Origin of the sequence: Collimonas sp. OK307 (assembly GCF_900113705.1) — a bacterium.
Classification (GTDB): Bacteria; Pseudomonadota; Gammaproteobacteria; order Burkholderiales; family Burkholderiaceae_D; genus Collimonas.
The window spans coordinates 1-20,528 of the sequence record NZ_FOQI01000012.1 but is presented as its reverse complement, the minus strand read 5'-3'; the positions used below and the strand labels follow the sequence as shown (position 1 = coordinate 20,528).

19 protein-coding genes, 1 tRNA gene and 1 pseudogene are annotated in these 20,528 nt (G+C 54.2%); 13 read left to right on the top strand and 8 right to left on the bottom strand.

Translation table 11 applies throughout. The annotated features are described in order from the left end of the window. Positions 1-482 precede the first annotated feature (482 nt). The 5 genes from BM205_RS15870 (at position 483) to BM205_RS15850 (ending at position 4,959) form a co-directional block, all read left to right on the top strand. On the top strand, positions 483-1,175 hold the full coding sequence (locus BM205_RS15870) for an ABC transporter permease (protein ID WP_092415961.1): 693 nt from the start codon (positions 483-485) through the stop codon (positions 1,173-1,175). A 29-nt stretch (positions 1,176-1,204) separates the two neighbouring features. Next, positions 1,205-2,155, top strand: a complete 951-nt coding sequence (locus BM205_RS15865) for a glycine betaine ABC transporter substrate-binding protein (RefSeq protein ID WP_092415850.1) — start codon at positions 1,205-1,207, stop codon at positions 2,153-2,155. A gap of 15 nt (positions 2,156-2,170) precedes the next feature. Next, complete coding sequence (locus BM205_RS15860; protein ID WP_092415849.1) at positions 2,171-2,824, top strand: ABC transporter permease; 654 nt, start codon at positions 2,171-2,173, stop codon at positions 2,822-2,824. Further along, positions 2,821-3,951: an osmoprotectant ABC transporter ATP-binding protein OsmV gene (locus BM205_RS15855; protein ID WP_092415848.1), complete on the top strand. Its 1,131-nt coding sequence runs from the start codon at positions 2,821-2,823 to the stop codon at positions 3,949-3,951. The genes BM205_RS15860 and BM205_RS15855 overlap by 4 nt, the downstream gene beginning before the upstream one ends. Before the next feature lie 147 nt (positions 3,952-4,098). Then, the gene (locus BM205_RS15850) at positions 4,099-4,959 is read left to right on the top strand and encodes a DMT family transporter (RefSeq protein WP_092415847.1); all 861 of its coding nucleotides are present in this window, start codon (positions 4,099-4,101) and stop codon (positions 4,957-4,959) included. Between the two features lie 118 nt (positions 4,960-5,077). Here BM205_RS15850 and BM205_RS15845 read toward each other — a convergent pair whose 3' ends face one another. Further along, complete coding sequence (locus tag BM205_RS15845; protein WP_092415846.1) at positions 5,078-6,487, bottom strand: DEAD/DEAH box helicase; 1,410 nt, start codon at positions 6,485-6,487, stop codon at positions 5,078-5,080. A 506-nt stretch (positions 6,488-6,993) separates the two neighbouring features. Here BM205_RS15845 and BM205_RS15840 point away from each other — a divergent pair. Next, entirely contained in the window at positions 6,994-7,533 is a 540-nt protein-coding gene (locus BM205_RS15840) for an OmpA family protein (protein WP_092415845.1), read from the top strand. A 72-nt stretch (positions 7,534-7,605) separates the two neighbouring features. Here the strand turns inward: BM205_RS15840 and fabI are convergent, their stop codons facing one another. The 3 genes from fabI to gloB all read right to left on the bottom strand — a co-directional run bounded on the left by fabI (position 7,606) and on the right by gloB (position 11,218). Next, positions 7,606-8,388 (bottom strand): enoyl-ACP reductase FabI, encoded by a 783-nt coding sequence (fabI, locus tag BM205_RS15835; protein ID WP_092415844.1) that lies wholly within the window; start codon positions 8,386-8,388, stop codon positions 7,606-7,608. Between the two features lie 230 nt (positions 8,389-8,618). Beyond that, positions 8,619-10,127: a transglycosylase SLT domain-containing protein gene (locus tag BM205_RS15830; protein ID WP_092415843.1), complete on the bottom strand. Its 1,509-nt coding sequence runs from the start codon at positions 10,125-10,127 to the stop codon at positions 8,619-8,621. 272 nt (positions 10,128-10,399) lie between these two features. Continuing rightward, positions 10,400-11,218, bottom strand: coding sequence for a hydroxyacylglutathione hydrolase (gloB, locus tag BM205_RS15825; protein WP_092415842.1), 819 nt, complete (start codon positions 11,216-11,218; stop codon positions 10,400-10,402). On the opposite strand from gloB, the gene BM205_RS15820 reads away from it, so the two are divergent. From BM205_RS15820 to BM205_RS15805, 4 genes are all read left to right on the top strand, one after another. Further along, positions 11,217-12,002 carry a class I SAM-dependent methyltransferase gene (locus BM205_RS15820; protein WP_092415841.1) on the top strand — a complete coding sequence of 262 codons (786 nt, stop codon included), beginning with the start codon at positions 11,217-11,219 and terminating at the stop codon, positions 12,000-12,002. The genes gloB and BM205_RS15820 overlap by 2 nt on opposite strands. A 123-nt stretch (positions 12,003-12,125) precedes the next feature. Next, on the top strand, positions 12,126-12,560 hold the full coding sequence (rnhA, locus tag BM205_RS15815; protein WP_062117257.1) for a ribonuclease HI: 435 nt from the start codon (positions 12,126-12,128) through the stop codon (positions 12,558-12,560). A 105-nt stretch (positions 12,561-12,665) separates the two neighbouring features. Then, on the top strand, positions 12,666-13,403 hold the full coding sequence (dnaQ, locus tag BM205_RS15810) for a DNA polymerase III subunit epsilon (protein WP_092415840.1): 738 nt from the start codon (positions 12,666-12,668) through the stop codon (positions 13,401-13,403). 66 nt (positions 13,404-13,469) lie between these two features. Further along, positions 13,470-13,546 (top strand) — tRNA-Val (locus BM205_RS15805). Between the two features lie 284 nt (positions 13,547-13,830). Here BM205_RS15805 and BM205_RS15800 read toward each other — a convergent pair. Continuing rightward, the gene (locus BM205_RS15800; RefSeq protein ID WP_139227288.1) at positions 13,831-14,664 is read right to left on the bottom strand and encodes a heparin lyase I family protein; all 834 of its coding nucleotides are present in this window, start codon (positions 14,662-14,664) and stop codon (positions 13,831-13,833) included. Positions 14,665-14,918: 254 nt separating this feature from the next. Between BM205_RS15800 and BM205_RS15795 the strand changes: the two genes are divergently transcribed. Beyond that, positions 14,919-15,719 (top strand): PhzF family phenazine biosynthesis protein, encoded by an 801-nt coding sequence (locus BM205_RS15795; protein WP_092415838.1) that lies wholly within the window; start codon positions 14,919-14,921, stop codon positions 15,717-15,719. A gap of 104 nt (positions 15,720-15,823) precedes the next feature. On the opposite strand, the gene BM205_RS15790 is transcribed toward BM205_RS15795, so the two are convergent. Beyond that, entirely contained in the window at positions 15,824-17,047 is a 1,224-nt protein-coding gene (locus tag BM205_RS15790) for an SO2930 family diheme c-type cytochrome (protein WP_175511284.1), read from the bottom strand. Between the two features lie 131 nt (positions 17,048-17,178). Next, positions 17,179-18,633 carry a parallel beta-helix domain-containing protein gene (locus tag BM205_RS15785; protein WP_092415836.1) on the bottom strand — a complete coding sequence of 485 codons (1,455 nt, stop codon included), beginning with the start codon at positions 18,631-18,633 and terminating at the stop codon, positions 17,179-17,181. A 114-nt stretch (positions 18,634-18,747) separates the two neighbouring features. On the opposite strand from BM205_RS15785, the gene BM205_RS15780 reads away from it, so the two are divergent. Beyond that, positions 18,748-19,644 (top strand): LysR family transcriptional regulator, encoded by an 897-nt coding sequence (locus BM205_RS15780; protein WP_175511283.1) that lies wholly within the window; start codon positions 18,748-18,750, stop codon positions 19,642-19,644. Positions 19,645-19,763: 119 nt separating this feature from the next. Further along, a pseudogene (locus BM205_RS24775) lies at positions 19,764-19,859 on the top strand (hypothetical protein); the annotation flags it as partial. 142 nt (positions 19,860-20,001) lie between these two features. Here the strand turns inward: BM205_RS24775 and BM205_RS15775 are convergent. Beyond that, the coding region (locus BM205_RS15775) for an aldehyde dehydrogenase family protein (protein WP_139227286.1) at positions 20,002-20,528 on the bottom strand (527 nt) is incomplete at its 5' end.

The window sequence follows — 20,528 nt, the reverse complement described above, 5'->3', positions numbered from 1 at the left end:
TGGCGACGTCTTCGACAAGTTGTATCCGCCCTCTATCTCCCCACGTTTTATTACTATAAGAATCAAATTTTCCCGGCATTTATTGGGTAAATCCTGCGTTATTCTGATCTTAAGACATTCCGGTAATAGCTTTCGCCAATACCATTACTGGACGTCATCAAGGAAATTAGCTATAATGGCAAACTCTCAACAACATCGTGCTGCCTCAACGGCACATTTTTGGGTTTCGTGACTCGCGTCAGCGGGTTGTCTCACGCTTCGGCAGCGCCGGAGTTTCATCAAAGTCGAGAAAGTTCTCGCATTCTTTGCCGCCCCATGCGGCAGTCGGCTTGTTCAATGTCCTCCCCGCGGGAAGACCGGACGAGATCATAAAAAAATTGAAGTTGTATGTCGCGCTGACAGGTACCGGCTACGCCTATGCGGTTCCGTGCCGCCGCTGCATATGCAAGGGAGTAAGCATGACGAATCGCTATCGCAACGCCATGGTTGGCGCAGCCGTCACCATTTTGGTCGTGGCTGCCATTGGCTGGTCGATCGGGCCCGCGGTTATCCATCAATACCAGGGCGACCTGATTTATTACACCGGCCGTCACCTGATCCTGGTCGGCTGGTCGATGTCGCTGGCGCTGCTGTGCGGCATTCCTGCCGGCATCGTGCTAAGCCGGCCCTATTTCGCGCGGCATGCCGAAAAGTGGATGCAAATCTTCAATATCGGCAACACCATCCCCTCGATGGCAGTACTGGCGCTGGCGCTGGCCTTGTTCGGCATCGGCGACAAGCCGGCCATCATCGCCTTGTGGCTGGCAGCGCTGCTGCCTATCGTGCGCAATACCTATGAAGGATTGAAGCAGGTCTCGCCGTCCATGAAGGAGGCGGCCAAGGGCATCGGCATGAAGCCGCTGCAGGTGTTGTTTCGGGTCGAGCTGCCGAATGCGCTGCCGATCATCGTCGGCGGTGTGCGCACCGCATTGGCGATCATTGTCGGCACCGCACCGTTGTCGATCCTGATTGGCGGCGAAAGCCTGGGCGGCCTGATCTTCCCAGGCATCTACCTGAACAACCACGGGCAACTGCTGCTGGGCGCTACCGCCACCGCGGTGCTGGCGCTGATGCTGGATGCGATCGTCTCGCTGGGCAGCAATGCCTACCTGAGCAAACGCGGGCTGTTGCGCTGATGCCTGCCAATTCTGAAAAGGAAACATACATGAGTAATCGAGGTATTACGGCGTTGCGTATTACAGCGCCACGCATTGCAGCGTCACATATAAGTGCGTTGCTGGTTTTTACGCTTGGCCTGTTCGGCATGACGCATGCGAGCGCAGCCAATCTGGTGGTCGGCGGCAAGAACTTTACCGAGCAATTGATTCTGTCGTCCATGACGCAGCAATACCTGAACGCCAAGGGATACACCATCGATCTGAAGAACGGCCTCGGCACCACCATCATGCGGCAGGCGCTGGAAAGCGGGCAAATCGATATCGTCTGGGATTACACCGGCACTGCCTTGATTGTGTACAACAAGATAGATGAGAAGCTGGACCAGGATCAATCCTATCAAAGGGTCAAGGCGCTGGATGCGCCCAAGAACCTGGTCTGGCTGAATCCGTCTGCATTGAACAATACCTATGCGCTGGCTGTGCCGCGCAAGCGCGCCGATGAAGAGGGTTTGAATACCATCGAAGACCTGGCAAACAAGATTAACCAGGCTCGGCAGCAAGATCCCGATAAAAAATATCTGATGGGAGTCGATTTTGAATTTGCTTCGCGCGCCGACGGCCTGGCGCCGCTGCAAGCGCTGTATGGCTTCAATCTGGACCGAAGCGAGGTCAAGCAGATGGATCCGGGCCTGGTGTACACCGCCTTGAACAACGACCAGCTGAATGTCGGGCTGACCTATTCTTCAGACGGTCGGGTCCAGGGCTTCAATCTGAAGCTGCTGCAGGATAACAAAGGCTTCTTCCCCTTTTACAGTGCGGTGCCGGTGGTGCGCAAGGAAATCCTGGACGCCAACCCGCAGCTCGCCGAACAGTTGAACGCGCTGTCAGCCAGGATCGATACCGCCAAGATGACCGAGATGAATAAAAAGGTCGATATCGATCAGTTGCCGATAGCGCAGGTTGCCGCAGATTTTCTGCGCGCGGAAGGCTTGATATAAGGATGAGGATGCAACATGACATTGTTTAATTATTTACTAAGCGCCTGGCCTGAAATCCTGCATCTCACCATCCAGCATCTGATGCTGGTAGGCGTTGCCGTCGGCCTGGCCATCTTGATCGGCGTGCCGCTGGGGATTGTGATGATCCGCCATCGCTGGCTGGCCAGCCCGATGATGGGCCTGGCTACCGTGATCCTGACGCTGCCGTCGATCGCCTTGTTCGGTTTGATGATCCCGTTGTTTTCCCGCTTCGGCCAGGGACTCGGGCCGCTGCCTGCGATTACGGCGGTATTCCTGTACTCGTTGTTGCCGATCATGCGCAACACCTATCTGGCGCTGGATGGCATCGACCACAACATCAAGGAAGCCGGCATCGGCATCGGCATGACCTTCTGGCAGCGGCTGCGGCTGGTCGATTTACCTTTGTCGGTACCAGTCATCCTCGGCGGCGTCCGCACCGCCGTGGTAATGAATATCGGCGTGATGGCCGTGGCTGCGATTATCGGCGCGGGCGGTCTGGGCGTCTTGATCCTGCATGCCATCAGCCAAAGCAATATGCAAAAACTGGTAGTCGGCGCGGTACTGATCAGTTTGCTGGCGATTGTCGCCGACCTGCTGCTGCAAGTCCTGCAGCGGCTGCTTACACCGAAAGGAATGCAAAAATCATGATCCAACTCGACCAGCTCAGTAAAGTATTCACACAAAAAGACGGTAGCAAAGTTAAAGCCGTGGACGAGGTTAACCTGACGGTTGCCGAAGGTGAAATCTGTGTATTCCTGGGACCTTCAGGCTGCGGTAAAACCACCACGCTGAAAATGATCAACCGTTTGATTGCACCGACTTCCGGCCGTGTGCTCTTGAATGGCGAAGATACCAGCGACCTCGATGAAGTCAGCCTGCGCCGGAAAATCGGTTATGTGATCCAGCAAGTGGGTTTGTTTCCCAATATGACCATTGAAGAAAACATTACCGTGGTGCCGCGCCTGCTTGGCTGGGACAAGAAACGTTGTCATGAGCGCGCTACCGAGTTGATGGCGATGGTGGCGCTCGATCCTAAGCGTTTCCTGACACGTTATCCGCGCGAAATGTCGGGCGGCCAGCAGCAGCGCATCGGCGTGATCCGCGCGCTGGCGGCAGATCCGCCGGTGCTGTTGATGGATGAACCGTTCGGTGCGGTCGATCCGATCAATCGTGAATCGATCCAGAATGAATTCTTCCAGATGCAACGCCAGCTGAACAAGACCGTCATCATGGTCAGCCACGATATCGACGAGGCGATCAAGCTGGGCGACAAGATCGCAATTTTCCGCGCCGGCAAACTGGTGCAGGTGGATCATCCGGATACTCTGCTGGCACGTCCGAAGGATGAATTCGTCGCCTCTTTCGTCGGCCAGGATGCTACCTTGAAACGTCTGTTGCTGGTACGCGCCGGCGATGCCGCCGCCGACTCTGCGACGGTGCGGGAAGACACCAGCATGGCGACCGCATATGGCGTAATGGATGAACACGATTACCGTTATGTGACAGTCACCAATGCCGACAATCATGCATTAGGTTATGTGGCAAGGCGCGACGCGCGCGGCGCGCAGGGTGCTTGCATCGACAAGATGAAGCCGTTTACCGTCAGTGCGGCGCCGGATGAAAACCTGCGCGTGGTGTTATCTAAAATGTACAAGCACAGCACCAGCTGGATGCCGGTGATCGACCAGGACAATAGCTATCTGGGCGAAGTTACCCAGGATTCGATCGCGGATTATCTGAGTTCCGGCCGCACGCGGAGTAGGGTCGGCATGTAGCTGTTCATGTGTGTCCGCCTGTGACCTGCAGGCGGAGACCTGACATACCATTTACAATGTACGGTTTTGCCACTTGGCATCATCATTCTGGCGCCGTCATTCAAAATATATGATCAGGTATTCAACGTGTTCTCCCGGAGCTAGCGCATGACGGCTGGCGTGATTGCTTTGGTATTTTGCGCAGCCTTGCTGCATGCTTCCTGGAACGCGATGCTGAAAAGCAGCGGCGATCGTTTATGGGCCATCACCTTGATGACCATCGGTTCAGCCGTAGCCGCTGTTCCCATAGTCATCTGGGCGCCAATGCCGGCGCCGGCCAGCTGGCCGTACATTCTCATGTCGGTGGCCCTGCATGCCGGCTACAACCTCTTTTTAGTGCGCGCTTACCGGGCCGGCGATTTCGGCCAGTCTTATCCGATTGCGCGCGGTTCTTCGCCGCTGCTGGTGTCGCTTGGTGCGGCGTTTTTTGCCGGTGAACAGCTGGGAACCTTGACGTTGATTGGCGTCGCCTTGATTTCGCTCGGTATTGTCAGTCTGGCGCAAATCAAGTTCAAGCGGGGGACCAGCATGGCTGGCAGCCGGCAGTGGGATGCGCCGTTGTCTGCGTTTACCACCGGCCTTTTCATTGCAGGCTATACCGTCGTCGACGGACTCGGTTCGCGCCTGGCCGGTAGTGCCGCATCCTATGCCGGCTGGATGTTCTTGCTGGATGGCATACCGTTGCTGGTGATTTACCTGTCGATGCACGGCCGTCTGCAGATCGGATTACGTGACCGCGCGACCTGGAATGCCCTGGGCGGCGGTGCGATGTCGCTGCTGGCGTACGGCATTGTGATTTGGGCGATCACGTTGGCGCCGATGGGGCCGGTTTCGGCTTTGCGAGAGACTTCGGTATTGTTTGCAGCATTGATTGCCCGCATGTTCCTGGGGGAGGCGCTGACTGTACGCAGATTGCTGTCGTGCGCGGTGATCGCGTTGGGTGCGGTGATGCTGGGGTGGTCGACGTGAAGTATTGATTACGCCGTATTACTTATGATGCGTCCAATAAAAAGGCCGCTGGAAATTTCCAGCGGCCTTTTCATTTATTTCGAGAATTGCGAGGCGACCATCAAGATCGCCTAGTTACTTAGCGGTCGCCAAACGAGCGACGTGCGCCGCTGTCGTTCGAACGATTACCCTTGTAACCGCCGCCAGCGCCGCCTTCTTTACGTGGTGCGCCTGGCTTGCTGAAAGTACGGCCGCCTGGTTTAGCCGGGCCGCCGCGGTTGTCGCCTGGTTTCCAGCCGCCTGGTTTGTGGTTCGAGCGTGGAGCAGAAGCAGTACGCTTTGGTTCGAAACCCTCAACCACATCGACCGGGATCAATTGCTTGGTGAAACGTTCGATACGCTTGACGTTGACGCCTTCAGCGTGGTTCACCAGCGATACTGCAACACCGTTGCGGCCAGCGCGACCGGTACGACCGATACGATGGACGTAGTCTTCCGGGAATTTCGGCAGATCGTAGTTGAATACGTGGGTGATGGCTGGCACGTCGATACCGCGAGCGGCAACGTCGGTAGCAACCAGGACACGTACCTGACCGCGACGCAGGCTATCCAGGGTACGGTTACGCGCGCCTTGATGCATGTCGCCATGCAAAGCAGCAGCAGCGAAACCGGCGATGTTCAGACGGTCGGCGATAGTGTCGGCGTCACGCTTGGTGGCGGTAAATACAACCGCTTGATCCATGGTGACGTCGCGCAGCAGGTGATCCAGCAGGCGATTCTTGTGCGACAGATCGTCGACGAAGTGAACCTTCTGTTGAATGTTTTCGTGCTTGGTGGCCGAACCGGCGATCTGGATGATCATCGGGTTCTTGGTGATACGTTTTGCCATGTTACCGACAACGCCATCCAGCGTAGCCGAGAACAACATGGTTTGACGCGACTCAGGAGTAGCGTCAACGATTTTTTCGATGTCGTCGATGAAACCCATGTCGAGCATGCGGTCAGCTTCGTCCAGCACCAGGATTTGCAGTTGCGAGAAATCGATCTTGCCCGATTCCATATGGTCGATCAAACGGCCAGGAGTCGCGACCAGAATCTCAGGATTCTTGGCCAGCAATTGCATTTGCTTTGGATAAGGCATGCCGCCCAGGATCGAGATCGCCTTGATACGCTTCATGTGCGAACCGTACTTGTCGGTCGCGGTAGTCACTTGCAAGGCCAGTTCGCGGGTCGGTGTCAATACCAGCATCTTTGGTTGTGCCGGCTTGAAACGTGGACGCTCGCCGCGTGCACGGGAGGCTTGCATTTCTTGATTAGGGGTCTTGCCAGCGGCATCCGGAGCAGCTTGTTGCTCCGAAGCGAATTTGTGGAGTGCCGGCAGCATGAATGCTGCAGTCTTGCCGGAGCCGGTTTGCGAGGAAACCAGCAGGTCACGGCCTTCGATAGCGGCAGGGATAGCTTGTTCTTGAACGCTTGTTGGTTTTGTGTAGCCAGCTTCGGTCAGTGCTTTGATAACGGACGTGTGGAGGCCTAGTGATTCAAAAGTCATTTTTTTCTTTCGTAAAGTGCAGCGTCATGAGCTACAAAAAATCGTACAAACAATCGATAACGATGAATGCGACGAATGCAGCGAACGCAAAAAAGCAACGCCAACCAACGAAATGACTAAGAAACAAATACAAAGAAATTTCGGCACAAAAGCTTTGCGCCGGGACGGTGTCAGGATCGACACACAAGGCGGGAGGGCTTTTACAATGCAATGTCCCTCAGAGATCAGGACACGCTTAGGCTTGCGCAGCTACTTATTGTTTTTACAGCGTAGGCGAAAATCGATATGATCAAAAATCAATCGGTATCCCGAAATCCACTGTCTGCGCTCGTTATTGCAACGCAGCACAAGATAATACAATACTTTTACATTTGATGCACCTTATTCATGCGATTGCTGTGAATTAGGCCCCGATTTGAGGCTGTACCGTTGCTTATGGTGCATTTTGGGGTTTTGCATCTTCAGATACAATCGATTAATTGCAATTCAACAACAGGAGCGGTCATATGGATAATAACGATAGCGAACAAAAGGCGGCATTGGGAATTGTATGGGCCATCGTTGGTGCCGTGGTGGTGGCAGTATTGTTGCTAGCAAGCTATATCGGGATCACCGCAGGCAAGGGCGGCAATACGGCAGCGGGCACCGTGTCGGCGTCAGCTGCCGGAGCAGGGCAAGTTGCTGCTGCCGCTGCTCCGGCCGCCGCTTCTGCAGATACCTCAACTGCAGCCGTGCCAGCGGTTGTGAAAATTTTCTTTGAAACAGGCAAATCGGAAGCACCCGCCAGCGCCGCCACGGATGTCGCGGCGATTGTGGCTTACCTGAAAAGCAACCAGGCTGCCACGGTTGCCGTCTCCGGCTATCACGATGCCAGCGGCAACGCGGATGTGAACGCCGAAGTGTCGAAAGACCGGGCTAAAGCGGTGCGCGCAGTGCTGGTTGCAGCCGGGGTGGAAGAGACACGTGTGACTTTGGATAAACCGCAAGTCTCTCTGGGCGGCAACGATGCCGATGCGCGCCGGGTTGAGGTGACAGTTCATCAATAAGCACTATTAATTCGATTTTCCCAATAAAAAACGCCCGGCTATACCGGGCGTTTTTTTGAGCCGATCACCGGATTATTCGGCGATACCACCCACGACGTGTGAGAAGCCGCCGTCGACATAGGTGATCTCACCAGTGATGCCGCTGGCCAGGTCCGACAGGAAAAAGGCTGCAGCATTGCCGACATCCTCTACCGTGACGTTACGGCGCAATGGCGCGTGCTCGGCGACAAAGCCCAGGATCTTGCCGAAACCCTTGATGCCGCTGGCGGCCAGAGTCTTGATCGGACCGGCTGAAATGCCGTTCACGCGCACGCCCTTAGGGCCCAGCGAACCCGCCAGGTAGCGGACGCTGGCTTCGAGCGACGCCTTGGCCAGGCCCATCGTGTTGTAGTTGGGGACGACACGTTCCGAGCCCAGGTAAGTCAATGTCAGCAGTGCCGAGTTAGGGCGCAGCATTGGCAGCGCGGCCTTGGCCATTGCAGGGAAGCTGTAGGCGGAAATGTCGTGGGCGATCTTGAAGCCTTCGCGCGACAGGCCGTCCAGGAAATCACCGGCAATCGCTTCGCTTGGCGCAAAGCCGATGGCATGCACCAGGCCGTCCAGTTGGTCCCAGGATTTACCGAGGTCGGCGAACAATGCGTTGATTTGCTCATCGCTGCCAACGTCGCAATCGAAAATCAATTCGCTGTCGAACTCTTTGGCGAAATTGGTGATGCGCTCCTTGAAGCGCTCGCCGACGTAGGTAAACGCCAGCTCGGCGCCTTCGCGCTTGCAAGCTTGAGCGATGCCATAAGCGATCGAACGGTTGGACAGCAAGCCCGTGATCAGAATTTTTTTGCCTTGCAGGAATGCCATATTGACTCCAGATGTGCGCCGTTTGTATTGCTGGCGGTGGTGTGATGCTTGTGCACCGGATATTCTGCTTGAAGTTCTTATCGAACAGGGCAAGATTGTAGGGGTTCGTCGCGCTGACGGCAACTATAGCGGTTTTCCCGGGGGAATGTATTTTTGATATCGGCGGGGATTTTGCAGCAACCCATGGCGCTGGCGCTGCTGCGCCACGGGCTATTTTCTACAGCCTCAGATCAGCTGCGTGAGTTCCTGGATGAGGCCAGCGCTACAGGCTTGCTGTTTTTCTTCGCTGCAACCTTGTTTTTGCTGCTGCGGCTGTTGCTGGCGGTTGCTGTATGGTAGCGGACGTTGTGGCCGGCTTTCTTGCCACCGGCGGAGGCTACCATGCGGTTTGGTACTTGCAGTTGCAGGCTTTGGCCATGGCTGACGGTGTCACGGCGCAGGCCGTTCCACGCCTTCACCTGGCTTACGCTGACGTGATAGCGCGATGCAATCGATGCCAGGGTGTCGCGTTTGCCTACCTTGATGGAAATGCGGCGGGTTTCCGGCGCATCCGGCGTCACTGCCATGGTGGCGTTATCGGCTACTTCGGCGGTGATGTCGCTGTTGGCGGTTTCGGTTTTCGGCACCAGGATGGTGGAGCCGGCCTTCAGCAGCATTCTTGGCGGAATATGGTTGACTTCGCGGATGATGGCCGGTGTCGTGTCGAATCTGGTGGCGATGGTTTCAATCCGCTCACGGGCGCTGCTGACAGTGTGCGAAGTCCATGAGGACAGTGTATGCGTCCACTGGGTCAGATTGTGTTTGAATTTTTCCGCGTTGCTTTCAGGCAGCAAAATTTTGGTGTCGGCGCTGCCGATGATGACCGGCCGATTGAACTGCGGGTTCAGGGCCTTGAATTCGTCCAGCGACAATTCAGCCAGTTGCGCTGCGACCTTGACGTCGATATCGCGGGTTTTGCCGATCGTGACGAAGTATGGCTGGTTGTCCACCTTAGGCAGCGAGACGTTGTACATCTCGGGCGCGGCAATAATGTTCTTGACGGCTTGCAACTTGGGAACGTAGTTACGCGTTTCCGCCGGCATCAGCGGCGCCAGGCTGTTGAAGTCGATCGGCAGGCCTGCTGCCTGGTTCTTGTTGATGGCGCGCTGTACCGAGCCTTCGCCCCAGTTATAGGCGGCCAGCGCCAGTTGCCAGTCGCCAAACATGCCATACAGCTTTTGCAGATAAGTCAGCGCGGCATCGGTGGAGGCCAGGACGTCGCGGCGCTCATCCTTGAACATGTTTTGCTTGAGATTGAAATCGCGTCCGGTAGCCGGCACGAATTGCCACATGCCCGCTGCCTTGGCGCTGGAATAGGCTTGCGGATTGAACGCCGATTCGATGAACGGCAGCAACGCCAGTTCGGTCGGCATGCCGCGTTTTTCCAATTCTTGTACTACGTGATACAGATAGCGCGAAGCGCGCACCGTGGTGCGTTCGAAATATTCCGGACGGGCGCTGTAAAAATCGGTTTGGCTCACTACCTGCGCGTTATCCAGATCGGGAATGCCGAAACCCTTGCGTATGCGCGCCCAGATATCGACCTGCTCCATGCCGAGCATGCCCGCGCTTGGGTCGTTCGGGTCGGTTAAGCTGAAAGTGGGAGTGTAGATCGAAATGTCGTTGGCCTGGGCCAAGAGCGGAGTGCCGAAAAAAGCGAGTGCGGCAAAAGCGATGTTCTTGAGTTTTAGCTGATACATGGGTTCAATTTATGTGACCGGGATGTCATCAACCGGTAATAATGGATTAGACGCAGTGTACGTAAGGCAGTTTTCTCCCGTCAAGCAAAAATTGCACTGTTACAAACGACAAGACCCTGCGATAAGTGATTGATTTATCAGGTATTAGTTTTAATAAATCGATATGCGGAAACTATATAACCAGCAATAACAATAAATCACGATGATCGGCAGTCCTAGCTTGTGGCTTATTGGTGGGATGTTTGCCGGATTGTTTATGATTTATTTGTCATTTATTTGTAATTGTTTTTCCATTCGCGCAATGCCGCAAACGCTGCAACAGGATCGGTTTCCCGTTGTTTTTCGGCGAGGCGGCCGCTGGCTTGCAGGCTGGCAAGAATGGTTGGCTGCCGGTAACGCAGGAAGGGATTGGTGGCGTTCTCGAGCGCTATGGTCGACGGCACGGTGGCTTGTTGCCGCTCGCGCTTGGCTTGTTCGGTTGCCATGCGTGTTACCAACGCGGCATTGTCCGGCTCCACCGCCAGCGCAAACCGCAGATTAGAGACGGTGTACTCATGCGCGCAATACACCTGGGTGTCGCCCGGCAAGCTGCTTAGCTTCCCCAGTGAATTGATCATTTGTCCCGGAGTGCCTTCAAACAGCCGTCCGCAACCGCCGGCGAACAGCGTGTCGCCGCAAAACAGCCAAGGCTGGCCTTGCGCCACGTAGGCGATATGGCCGCTGGTATGGCCGGGCACATCCAGTACCGACAGCGTCAATCCTAATTCTGGAATGGTCGCAGTATCGCCTTCGTTGAGCGGCTGGCTGACGCCGGCGATAGCTTCGCCGGCAGGGCCGAATACCGGGATGTTAAAGTGCTGCAGCAAAGTTTGTACCCCGCCGACATGGTCAGCGTGGTGATGTGTCAGTAAAATAGCGACAAGTACCAGGCCATGGGCATCGAGTGCAGCCAGAATCGGCTGGGCATCGCCGGGATCGACGACTGCGGCATGACGGCCATCGTGGATCAGCCAGAGATAGTTATCGTTAAATGCCGGCACCGCCAATACACTCATTGATTTACTTTGTGATTTATCAAATAAGGCAGGCATGGGATATCCGTCATCAGAAAAGTCCATTATAGCGCTCGGCCCCTGGCTGCAGACGCCCACAGGCAGTTACATGCTGGAGTGGGAGCAGGCGCGGCTGGATGCGATGACGGCGGATATCTTCGGCTTCAATGCAATGCAGATCGGCGTGCCGCAAATAAAGGCATTGCAAGCGAACCGGATGCGCCACAAATGGCTGACAGATAGCCGTCTGCCTGAAGCTGGCGAAGCGCAATCCGGCGTGGTGATAACCCATGATTTTGCGGAATTGCCGTTTGCCACGCAAAGTCTGGATCTGGTGGTGCTGCCGCACGTGCTGGAGTTCGCGGCCGAGCCGCACCAGATCCTGCGCGAGGTCGAGCGGGTGCTGATCCCTGAGGGGCAAGTCATCATTTGCGGTTTCAATCCGGCCAGCCTCTGGGGTATCCGGCAAACTGCGGGCCGCATGTCGGGCGTGCATTTCTTGCCGCAAAACGCCGAGTTCATCAGTTTGCTACGTTTGAAAGACTGGCTGAAACTGTTGAACATGGAAGTCAATCGCGGTCACTTCGGCTGTTATGCTCCACCGTATACCAGTAGCAAATGGCTGCATCGCTTCAACTTCATGGAGAAGGCCGGCAATCGCTGGTGGCCGTATTTTGGCGCGGTATACATAGTGCAGGCAATCAAGCGCGTCAAAGGCATGCACCTGATCGGCCCGGCTTTCAGCAAGCAGGTGATCAAGGCCGCGCGAGGGGTTCCCGCCACCAACAAGATACACAAGACGGATCAGAACGGGGCCGAGTAGAAGTAGAGTAGCGGCGGCGTAGCGTAGTAAACTCATGCCTTCAACAAGCGGTGTGCCGCGTAGTCCGGCGTACAGCCCATAACAAAGCAGTGAAAGTGAATCAACCAAGTGAATCAACCAAGTATGGATAAAGTAGAAATATTTGCCGACGGCGCCTGTAAAGGCAATCCCGGTACCGGCGGCTGGGGTGCGTTATTGGTGGCGGATGGCAAGGAAAAGGAATTGTTTGGCGGCGAACGCAATACCACCAACAACCGGATGGAGCTGAAAGCGGTGATCGAAGCGCTGACCGCCTTGACCCGGCCCTGCGAAGTGATCGTGTTTACAGATAGCCAGTATGTGCAAAAAGGGATCAGTGAATGGATCCATGGCTGGAAGGCGCGCGGCTGGAAAACCGCGGCGCGCGAGCCGGTAAAGAATGTCGACCTGTGGCAAGCGCTGGATGCTGCACAGGCCCGGCATAAAATCGAATGGCGCTGGGTAAAAGGGCACGCCGGCCACGTCGGCAACGAGCGCGCCGACCAGCTCGCCAATCGCGGTGTGACTACCGTTGTATAAGTCACATTGATTAAGGCGCATTGATAAGCTGCAAAGGCATGCCGCATTGTCGGCGGCGGTTTTTGCGGAGTATGTTTTCATGTTTGTATTAAAGATTAAGTGACCATGCGACAAATTGTTCTGGATACCGAGACCACCGGCCTCAACCCGCGCACCGGCGACCGCATCATCGAAATCGGCTGTGTCGAATTGATGAACCGGCGCCTGACCGGCAATAATTTTCATCGCTATATCAATCCCGAGCGCGATTCGGAAGAGGGCGCGCTGGCAGTGCACGGCTTGACCACCGCCTTCCTCAGCGACAAACCAAAGTTTGCGGAGATATTCGACGAGTTGCGCGAGTACACCCGCGGCGCCCAGGTCATCATCCACAACGCACCCTTCGATTTGGGATTCCTGGATGCCGAATACAAATTCCTAGGCAAAGGCACGTTTTCGGGCGACATCGCCGGTGTCATCGATACCTTGGTGCAAGCCAAGGAAATGTATCCTGGCAAACGCAACTCGCTGGATGCACTGTGCGATCGCTACGGTATTTCCAACGCCCATCGCACCTTGCACGGCGCGTTGCTCGACTCGGAGTTGCTGGCCGAGGTGTACCTGGCGATGACGCGCGGGCAGAACAGCTTCAGCATCGACACGGGCGCCGGGCATGGCGATGCGGACGGTGAGGGCGCGGTGACGGAATTGCTGCCTTTGGCCGATATTGTCGTGCGTACCGCGAATGCGGAAGAGCTGGCTGAGCATGAGTTGCTGCTTAATGGTTTGGATAAGGATGCCAAAGGCGCGTGCATATGGCGTCAGGCGGTCGTTGAGACGGCAGAAAACCCGCCGCAAAAGTAATCTTGTAAAAAATCTACACAAGACACTAGCCACGAGCGGGATTTGCTATTATAATTTCGCTTCTTTAGGCGCGTAGCTCAGCTGGTTAGAGCACTACCTTGACATGGTAGGGGTCGTTGGTTCGAGTCCAATCGTGCCTACCAGTATTCTCGATGTGTGGGGATGCTGGGATAAATTAAGATTAATTCGTTTGGATTAACTCTGAGTTTATTTTATGAAAAATTGTTGATAGCAAATTATGGATGGAAGCGCAGTATGGCTTCCATTTTTGCTTTTCTGCTTCCGCAATTCGCAACATCAATCCACTTCGCATAGAACGTAAATAGTATTTTGCATTTGCATGGCCGAGTTGCCGGGCAATGTATGCTGGTTTTACGTCCCCATCAATGCTGTCGCCGCATAACCATGTACACCCTGGTTAGAATTCTCACTGCTTGGCAGTGAAGTTGGTAGCCGTGACTTCATCGTGGTAGACGATGAGTGTCTTCGTGTCACCGGCCGCAGAATTTGCCCCATTGCGATAAACGCCATACTGGACAGAACCGATGCCGCTCCATGGCGTGCCGTCGGGACTCGCGGTCACATAAGTCTGTAGACCCTCCATAGCGACGGTGTGCCCTAATCTGGTTTCTCCGGGCAGTTTCATTTCGAAGGTGAGGTCGCCAGCGTTGTCGCTCTTCCAGAGTATATCGAAGCGGAAATCTATCCACTGGTTCACATATGGCATGACATTGTCGATGACTACCATTTTATAGACATTGCCACCCCAACCGAGTTTAAGTTGTGTACCCTGCAGCGCGAGATGGATATCGTGTCCGCCGCCGTGATGCTTGAACTGCCAGACCACATCCTCGGAAGGCGCTTTGCGTGTTCCTTTCACGGAGGGCACGAGATCTTTGAGCAGCATGCTGAAGGTGTATACGCCGTGGTCGCCGTCGCGGTAACTGGCGCCCGCGATGCGCCCTAGTCCGAATTCGCTGCGAGGAAAGCTGCCGCCCACATATGCAGGGTCATCCAGAAGCACCTTGTTCGCGACAGCGTAAGCAGTGTTATGGGCGCCGCCGACCACCACGTAAGCAGCATCCCGGGCGGTAGCGAGACTCGGTTCGATGCCAGGAACTTCGACGCGGTTCGGGCCTTTCGTCGGGTATCCAGAGCTCACGGTGCCATCTTCGTAGTCGGCGTGAAAGATTGCCTGCGCCGAGGCGGATGCGGTGAGCGTCGAAAGAGCTATCACAGCAATTATATGAATCGGTTTCATGATGATTGAGTCCAAAAAAACAAAACGGGTCAGAGTCCGCTATGTTGCATTATATTGTTGAGTGGCAACTTGGCGTACGATTTCCTCCCTTTTGTTGAACTGAGACCTTTAACGTCGACGTTCTGGGAAAAACGGCGATTCGAAAGTTATGACGGAGCAGGTCGATCTATTTTTGGAATTGGTCATGGAACTCATGGAACAATAGCAGGTGCAAAAATGGATCAACCTGAAATGCCATTTCACTAAAGGACAAAATGAAACTCCCAATCTATCAAATTGACGCTTTTACGGATGAGGTATTCAAAGGTAATTCTGCTGCAGTAGTTCCTCTGGAGAGTTGGCTGCCGGACGCCGTGATGCAATCGATAGCGATTGAAAATAATCTCTCTGAAACCGTATTCTTTGTTCGCAGTGCTGAAGATACCTTCGAAATACGATGGTTTTCGCCACTCAAGGAAATTGATTTTTGCGGGCACGCGACACTCGCGAGTGCGTATCTGATATTTGAAAAAAACAAAAATATGCCTGTCATTAAATTTGTGACAAAGGCAGTCGGAACCCTGTCTGCCGTCAAACTTCAGGATGGACTGATAGAAATGAGTTTCCCGAAGCGCAGCCCGGAGCAATTGGAAACGATACCTGCAAGCCTGCTCGAAGGACTATCCATCAGACCGAAAGAGGTTTTGAAAAATACGCAGGCTTACTTTGCGATTTATGACAATGAACAAGAAGTAAAGACCGTAGCGCCGGATCTGCGAAAGCTCGTTGAACTTGGTTCATTGGACGTGGTAGTGACAGCTCCAGGGAAATATCACGATTTTGTTTCGCGTTATTTTTGGCCTGCCAATGGCGGGGAGGAAGATCCGGTGACAGGCTCGATACACGCCGGCCTTGCCCCGTTTTGGGCTAGTAGATTGGGGAAAAATAATCTTATAGCACTGCAAATATCACGCCGTACCGGATTGCTGAGATGCCGTGTTGAAAATGATCGCGTCTACGTTTCCGGGGCGGCGGTTCAATATCTGGAGGGAACGATTGAAATCCCGTTAGCCTGATCTGAAGCTACCGGGATCTCCCGGATGAAGATGTCGTTTAGATTGCATTGGATCCTGATTCATATAACTACCAGCGTCAGGATCCAACTACCCGCATCACGATCCTACGGCTGACACGCTGCTTGCGGCAACTGTGTTATCCATGCCCGAATCACATCGTCACCTTCAGTGTGATTCACGTGGCGGCCGATGACGGGCATGACCGCCTCGGTATCGGTGTGGCTGATACGGTAAGCCAGGATGGATTCATCCGGTTTGCCAGGCTGAATGTCATATTGGTACGGCTGCCCGGGTCCGGCATAGGCCAGGGGTTTTTTGCACACGCCCCATTGGCCAGACGCGTTAACATCGTTCACCACATTAAATCCCAAAAACAATCCGCTTTGTAATGCTTGCCCGGTGGTGCTGTGGCAGTGGGCGCAGTTGACATCCAGGTAAGCACGGGCTCGGTCGGGCAGGGTTTGCGAGGCGTCGCTCCAATCCGCCGCTTTTGGCGTATTACCCAGGCCAGGAAAGCCTGCCAGGAGTTTGAGGTCATCTAAATTGACCAGCTGATTTTTCAAGCCGCTGTCGTATTGATACGACTTGTTCATATTCCGCGCTTTGGGACCGATCGGCAGGATGGTGTTGCCACCGGCATTACCGGTCGCGTGGCATTGTTGACAGGCCTGCGCGTTGGGCACGGAATATTTGAATTGTTCGCGCGTGTTGTCTGCTGCAACCAATTCCACTTGAATGTTAGCGCCTCCGGTTTTAAGTACCGCGTCTTTTTGATCGTCATTCCAGAGATATGGCAAGCCAGCCCAACTGCCGTCAGGCTGGCGTACCAAAACCCGCGTTTCGATCAAACGGTTTTTCGTGAGATCGACGCTTTCCCCCTGAATGGTCTGATGACCATTGCGTTCGGCGCCGATAAAGGCTGGATCGCTGGAGGCGGCTTTCGGATAGTAGAAGGTTTTCATGATCACCGAGCCGACGGGAAAATCGAAAGAGGTGTCGGCGTTATAGGCAATTTGTTTGCCCTGCGGGACGTAGATGGCGCGGAATTTGTAGGCGTAGTCAGAGAAAAGGCTTGAATTCAAATCATACGGTACTGCGCCGGCATTCAATTTCAGGGTTTGTCCATCAGACCGCAGGAACTTCCAGGACGAAAGATTGGCGGGGGCGGTGTATCTGTCAAATACTTTGATCGCATCGGAACTGGCGGCGGATGAGGCACTTCCGTCGCTGCCACCGCCGCAACTAATCAATGCGGCGGATGCGGCTAACAAGAGGGCCGCAAGTATCAAAGGGCGAAGAGGGTGTGCAAGAGCGTGTGCGATTTTCATACATATTCTCCGTACTGACGCAGGTACTGCGTGCATGTGTGCTTTGGTTTTTTTTAAAAATCGCCTGGGTTATCGGTGATTTTTCTGAGTTTGATCCATGCCAAAGTGGTTTCTTGCCTTGGCGTGCAGATTCAAAAAACTGGCATGTCGGGAATTGCAGGCAAACTGAGAGTGCAATTCATGCGAGCAGGGAACGGAAAGTTTGGCGCTGATGCGCTTCCGGATAACAATCCCAAAAGATTCAAATCCATGCTTTCATAAGACAGCAAGCCATCAAAAAATGGTGTGTCAAGGGTGTTGCCCTTGACGCAGATCGCGAACCCGGGCTTGAGTACGCCGCCGCTGCCATCGCTCGCAGTACCACTGCCCATGGCAGGGTCGGTGTCGACGATGCCATCCCAGATGGCGTACGCCAGCTGTTCAGGTTGAGAAAATGATTTCAGTTGCGCAAACAAACCATCCACTATGGGTTTGAGCTGTTTTGGATCGGCAAAAGCGCCACCTGGCGCATAGCCTGATTTGGAAATCGTGTTGTCGTGTGCGTACACGCTATGCACATAAGGTTCGTACTTCGGGTCGTTATAGGCAATGCCGGTCGCCTGGAAGCTGACGGCCAGAATGCTGGTAGTTTTGTGATCATCGATGATGTTGTTAAGGATTTCTGTATTGTCGGCAGCTAGGACCATCACCGCTGTCCCTGGCGGTACTGCGGTTACGTAGCCGGTGGCATTCTCTGCGACCGGCGTATTGTTGCTATGAATATGGTTGTTTCGTACCTTTGTATTCGCCCCTTTTTTGATGACATATGAGGTGCCGGGCAAGGAAAATACCAGGATGCCGCCGGTATTGTCATGGACGTTATTGTTTTCGACGATGGCATTGTCGGAGTTCTCGATTTCGACGCCGGCCACGTTCAGATAGGCTTCGTTATTTTGCACGCGAATATTCTCGGACTGCCCTACATATACGCCTGCATCGCGGGTTCCGACGATCTTGCTATTTTTGACGATCACACCTTTGCAATTGACCGGATATAGACCATAGGCCATTTGCGAAGTTTGAACCGGATCGTTGGTCCATTCCGCACGCAAGCCATCCATCGTCACGTTCGATGACGCTGAAACAAACACGCCATTGCCGACCGCGTCTTCCACAGCAAAGTTTTTAAGCGTGATGCCGGCCACGTTAAAGGCCTGAAAGCCATTTTTTGAAGAAGCTCCGGCAAACGACAATATGGTGTCTTTGGAAGGATCGCTGCCATTGCCTTGACCGGTAATTGTGATGCCGTCGGTATTCATGGTCAGCGGGCCATCAAATTTGAATTTCCCCGCAGGCAGAATGATAGTGCTGCCAGGTTTGACTTGATAAAGGATGTTGCTCATATCGCTGTCATTCATTTGAGCGGCAGTGACTTTGACTGTGCTGCTCGCGCTATCGGGCGGTGGCGCGATGGTGCTGTCACTGAGCCCGCCGTCACTGCAGGCCGCCAGGGCGGTGGCGATAGCCGCTGCTATGACGCGCGAACGGAACTGAAATCGAATCATCAAGAATCTCCTTTTTTTTAACGAGAGCACTGCTTGTGCCATTGTTTTTTTACTTTGGTGTTATTAAAGCCTTGATTTCCAGCAATATCCAATGCATTCTTCAAGCCCATGTCATGCATTGTTTGCATCAGGATCAAAACTAAAAAAAATAGAGACATGGAACCCAAAAAATTACGACATATGCTGGCCCTGGCCGCAGAAGGTAGTTTTGCCCGAGCTGCCGAACGTTCTCATCTATCCCAATCGGCGTTTTCGCGCAGTATCCAGGCACTCGAAAAAGAGCTGGATCTGGTGTTGTTTGAGCGAACGCCGAAGGCTGTTCTGTTGACCAGCGCCGGCCGGGTAGTGGCGCGTCACGCCCAGAATTTGCTATCTGATACGCGCGCGTTCATGCGTGATGTGGATTTGCTGAAAGGAGGGGAGTACGGCGAGATTTCGTTTGGGCTGAGCTCTTTTCCGTCAGGGATCTTGCTGCCATCGCTCTTGACTCAGTTTATGGAAGCGCACCCAAAGATAAGTGTGCGTACCTATGTGGCCGGCGCCGATCAGCTATTGCGGCAGTTGCAAGCAGAACAGATTGATTTTTTTTTGGCAGATGTGCGCGGCTTGCGGCAACAGGCAGATTTTACGACGCGTTGGTTAGACAAAGAGGATGCAGGATTCTTCGTGCGCCCCGATCATCCTTTATGCGCAGGCGCCACCACTACAGTGAGTGCGCTATTACAGTATCACCTGGCGTTGCCAAGCATACCGACGATGCTGGAAGAGCGGGCTTGGAATAAATTGGGGTTGAATGCGCAGGAGTACGTGAAGTTAATCTGTGACGATGTCACTATTCTTAAACGTATAACCCAAAGCAGCAATGCCTGCCTTTTTTCTACAAATTTTGTATTGCGCGAAGAATTGGAGCACGGCCAATTAGTTGCCTTGCATGTAGAGGATTTGCCAGCGATGAATGTGCACTTCGGGATAGTCAGGATGCGCGCGCGCAGCATTGCCCTGGTGTCCAATTTATTAGAGCAGATGATCGTCGACAAGATGATGTCGCTTTGATTTTTTAATGCCATTGTTACCGGTTCCACGCGGATCGGCAAGCAGATCATGCAATACGCCGGACAGTCCAATCTGAAACGGGTCTGGACCGAGCTGCGCGGCAAGTGCGCGCCAAAACCGGCGGCTATAAACAATCAGGTAACGGGCGCGATAAATCTTTGCACGCTTTCGATAAATATACGGAGGTGAAAACTATCTGGATCAACATCACGTAAAACAGTACGCCCTAATCAACTGAGAGAGGGCATCCTCGGATGATTTGGTCAACCGCAAGACTAATTTGTGTCTGATGGTTGTTTGGTTAGTGGCATGATGGTGTGACGGCCTGCGTTTCAAGCAAGCCGCCACACCATCTGTTTAGTTCCAGGGCAGCGAATACGTTTTGGTGTTGGAGAAGCTTTTCATCGCTTCCAGCACACCTTCCTTGTAGCCCAGGCCAGAGTCCTTGATGCCGCCGAACGGTGTCAGCTCCAGGCGATAGCCGGGTACTTCCCGGACGTTGACGCTGCCCACTTCCAGCTCACGGACGAAACGGGTGATGTAGTCCATGCGGTTGGTGCAGACCGACGACGACAAGCCGTACGGTGTCGAATTGGAGATGCGGATGGCGTCGGCAATATCGGTGCAACGAATGACCGGCGATACCGGACCGAACGTTTCTTCGGCAACCAGCTTGCAGTCGGCTGGCACGTGGTCCAGTACGGTTGGCGAGTAGACCGCACCGTTGCGGATATTGCCGTATAACAGTCTGGCGCCGTGGCGTTCGGCATCCTTCACCTTGGCTTCGAACTCGATCGCCGCACGTTCGTCGATCACGGTGCCCATGTCGTTGTTCGGATCCATCGGATTGCCATATTTGATAGCCTTGGTTTTCTTCACCAGCA

Coding starts and splice junctions, on each gene's coding strand:
- BM205_RS15780 (WP_175511283.1), top strand. CDS start 18,748: ATGGAACCCAAAAAATTACGACATATGCTGGCCCTGGCCGCAGAAGGT.
- BM205_RS15820 (WP_092415841.1), top strand. CDS start 11,217: ATGGGATATCCGTCATCAGAAAAGTCCATTATAGCGCTCGGCCCCTGG.
- BM205_RS15865 (WP_092415850.1), top strand. CDS start 1,205: ATGAGTAATCGAGGTATTACGGCGTTGCGTATTACAGCGCCACGCATT.
- BM205_RS15870 (WP_092415961.1), top strand. CDS start 483: ATGGTTGGCGCAGCCGTCACCATTTTGGTCGTGGCTGCCATTGGCTGG.
- BM205_RS15845 (WP_092415846.1), bottom strand. CDS start 6,487: ATGACTTTTGAATCACTAGGCCTCCACACGTCCGTTATCAAAGCACTG.
- dnaQ (WP_092415840.1), top strand. CDS start 12,666: ATGCGACAAATTGTTCTGGATACCGAGACCACCGGCCTCAACCCGCGC.
- rnhA (WP_062117257.1), top strand. CDS start 12,126: ATGGATAAAGTAGAAATATTTGCCGACGGCGCCTGTAAAGGCAATCCC.
- gloB (WP_092415842.1), bottom strand. CDS start 11,218: ATGCCTGCCTTATTTGATAAATCACAAAGTAAATCAATGAGTGTATTG.
- BM205_RS15785 (WP_092415836.1), bottom strand. CDS start 18,633: ATGGCACAAGCAGTGCTCTCGTTAAAAAAAAGGAGATTCTTGATGATT.
- BM205_RS15840 (WP_092415845.1), top strand. CDS start 6,994: ATGGATAATAACGATAGCGAACAAAAGGCGGCATTGGGAATTGTATGG.
- BM205_RS15790 (WP_175511284.1), bottom strand. CDS start 17,047: ATGAAAATCGCACACGCTCTTGCACACCCTCTTCGCCCTTTGATACTT.
- BM205_RS15830 (WP_092415843.1), bottom strand. CDS start 10,127: ATGTATCAGCTAAAACTCAAGAACATCGCTTTTGCCGCACTCGCTTTT.
- BM205_RS15800 (WP_139227288.1), bottom strand. CDS start 14,664: ATGAAACCGATTCATATAATTGCTGTGATAGCTCTTTCGACGCTCACC.
- BM205_RS15795 (WP_092415838.1), top strand. CDS start 14,919: ATGAAACTCCCAATCTATCAAATTGACGCTTTTACGGATGAGGTATTC.
- BM205_RS15860 (WP_092415849.1), top strand. CDS start 2,171: ATGACATTGTTTAATTATTTACTAAGCGCCTGGCCTGAAATCCTGCAT.
- BM205_RS15850 (WP_092415847.1), top strand. CDS start 4,099: ATGACGGCTGGCGTGATTGCTTTGGTATTTTGCGCAGCCTTGCTGCAT.
- fabI (WP_092415844.1), bottom strand. CDS start 8,388: ATGGCATTCCTGCAAGGCAAAAAAATTCTGATCACGGGCTTGCTGTCC.
- BM205_RS15855 (WP_092415848.1), top strand. CDS start 2,821: ATGATCCAACTCGACCAGCTCAGTAAAGTATTCACACAAAAAGACGGT.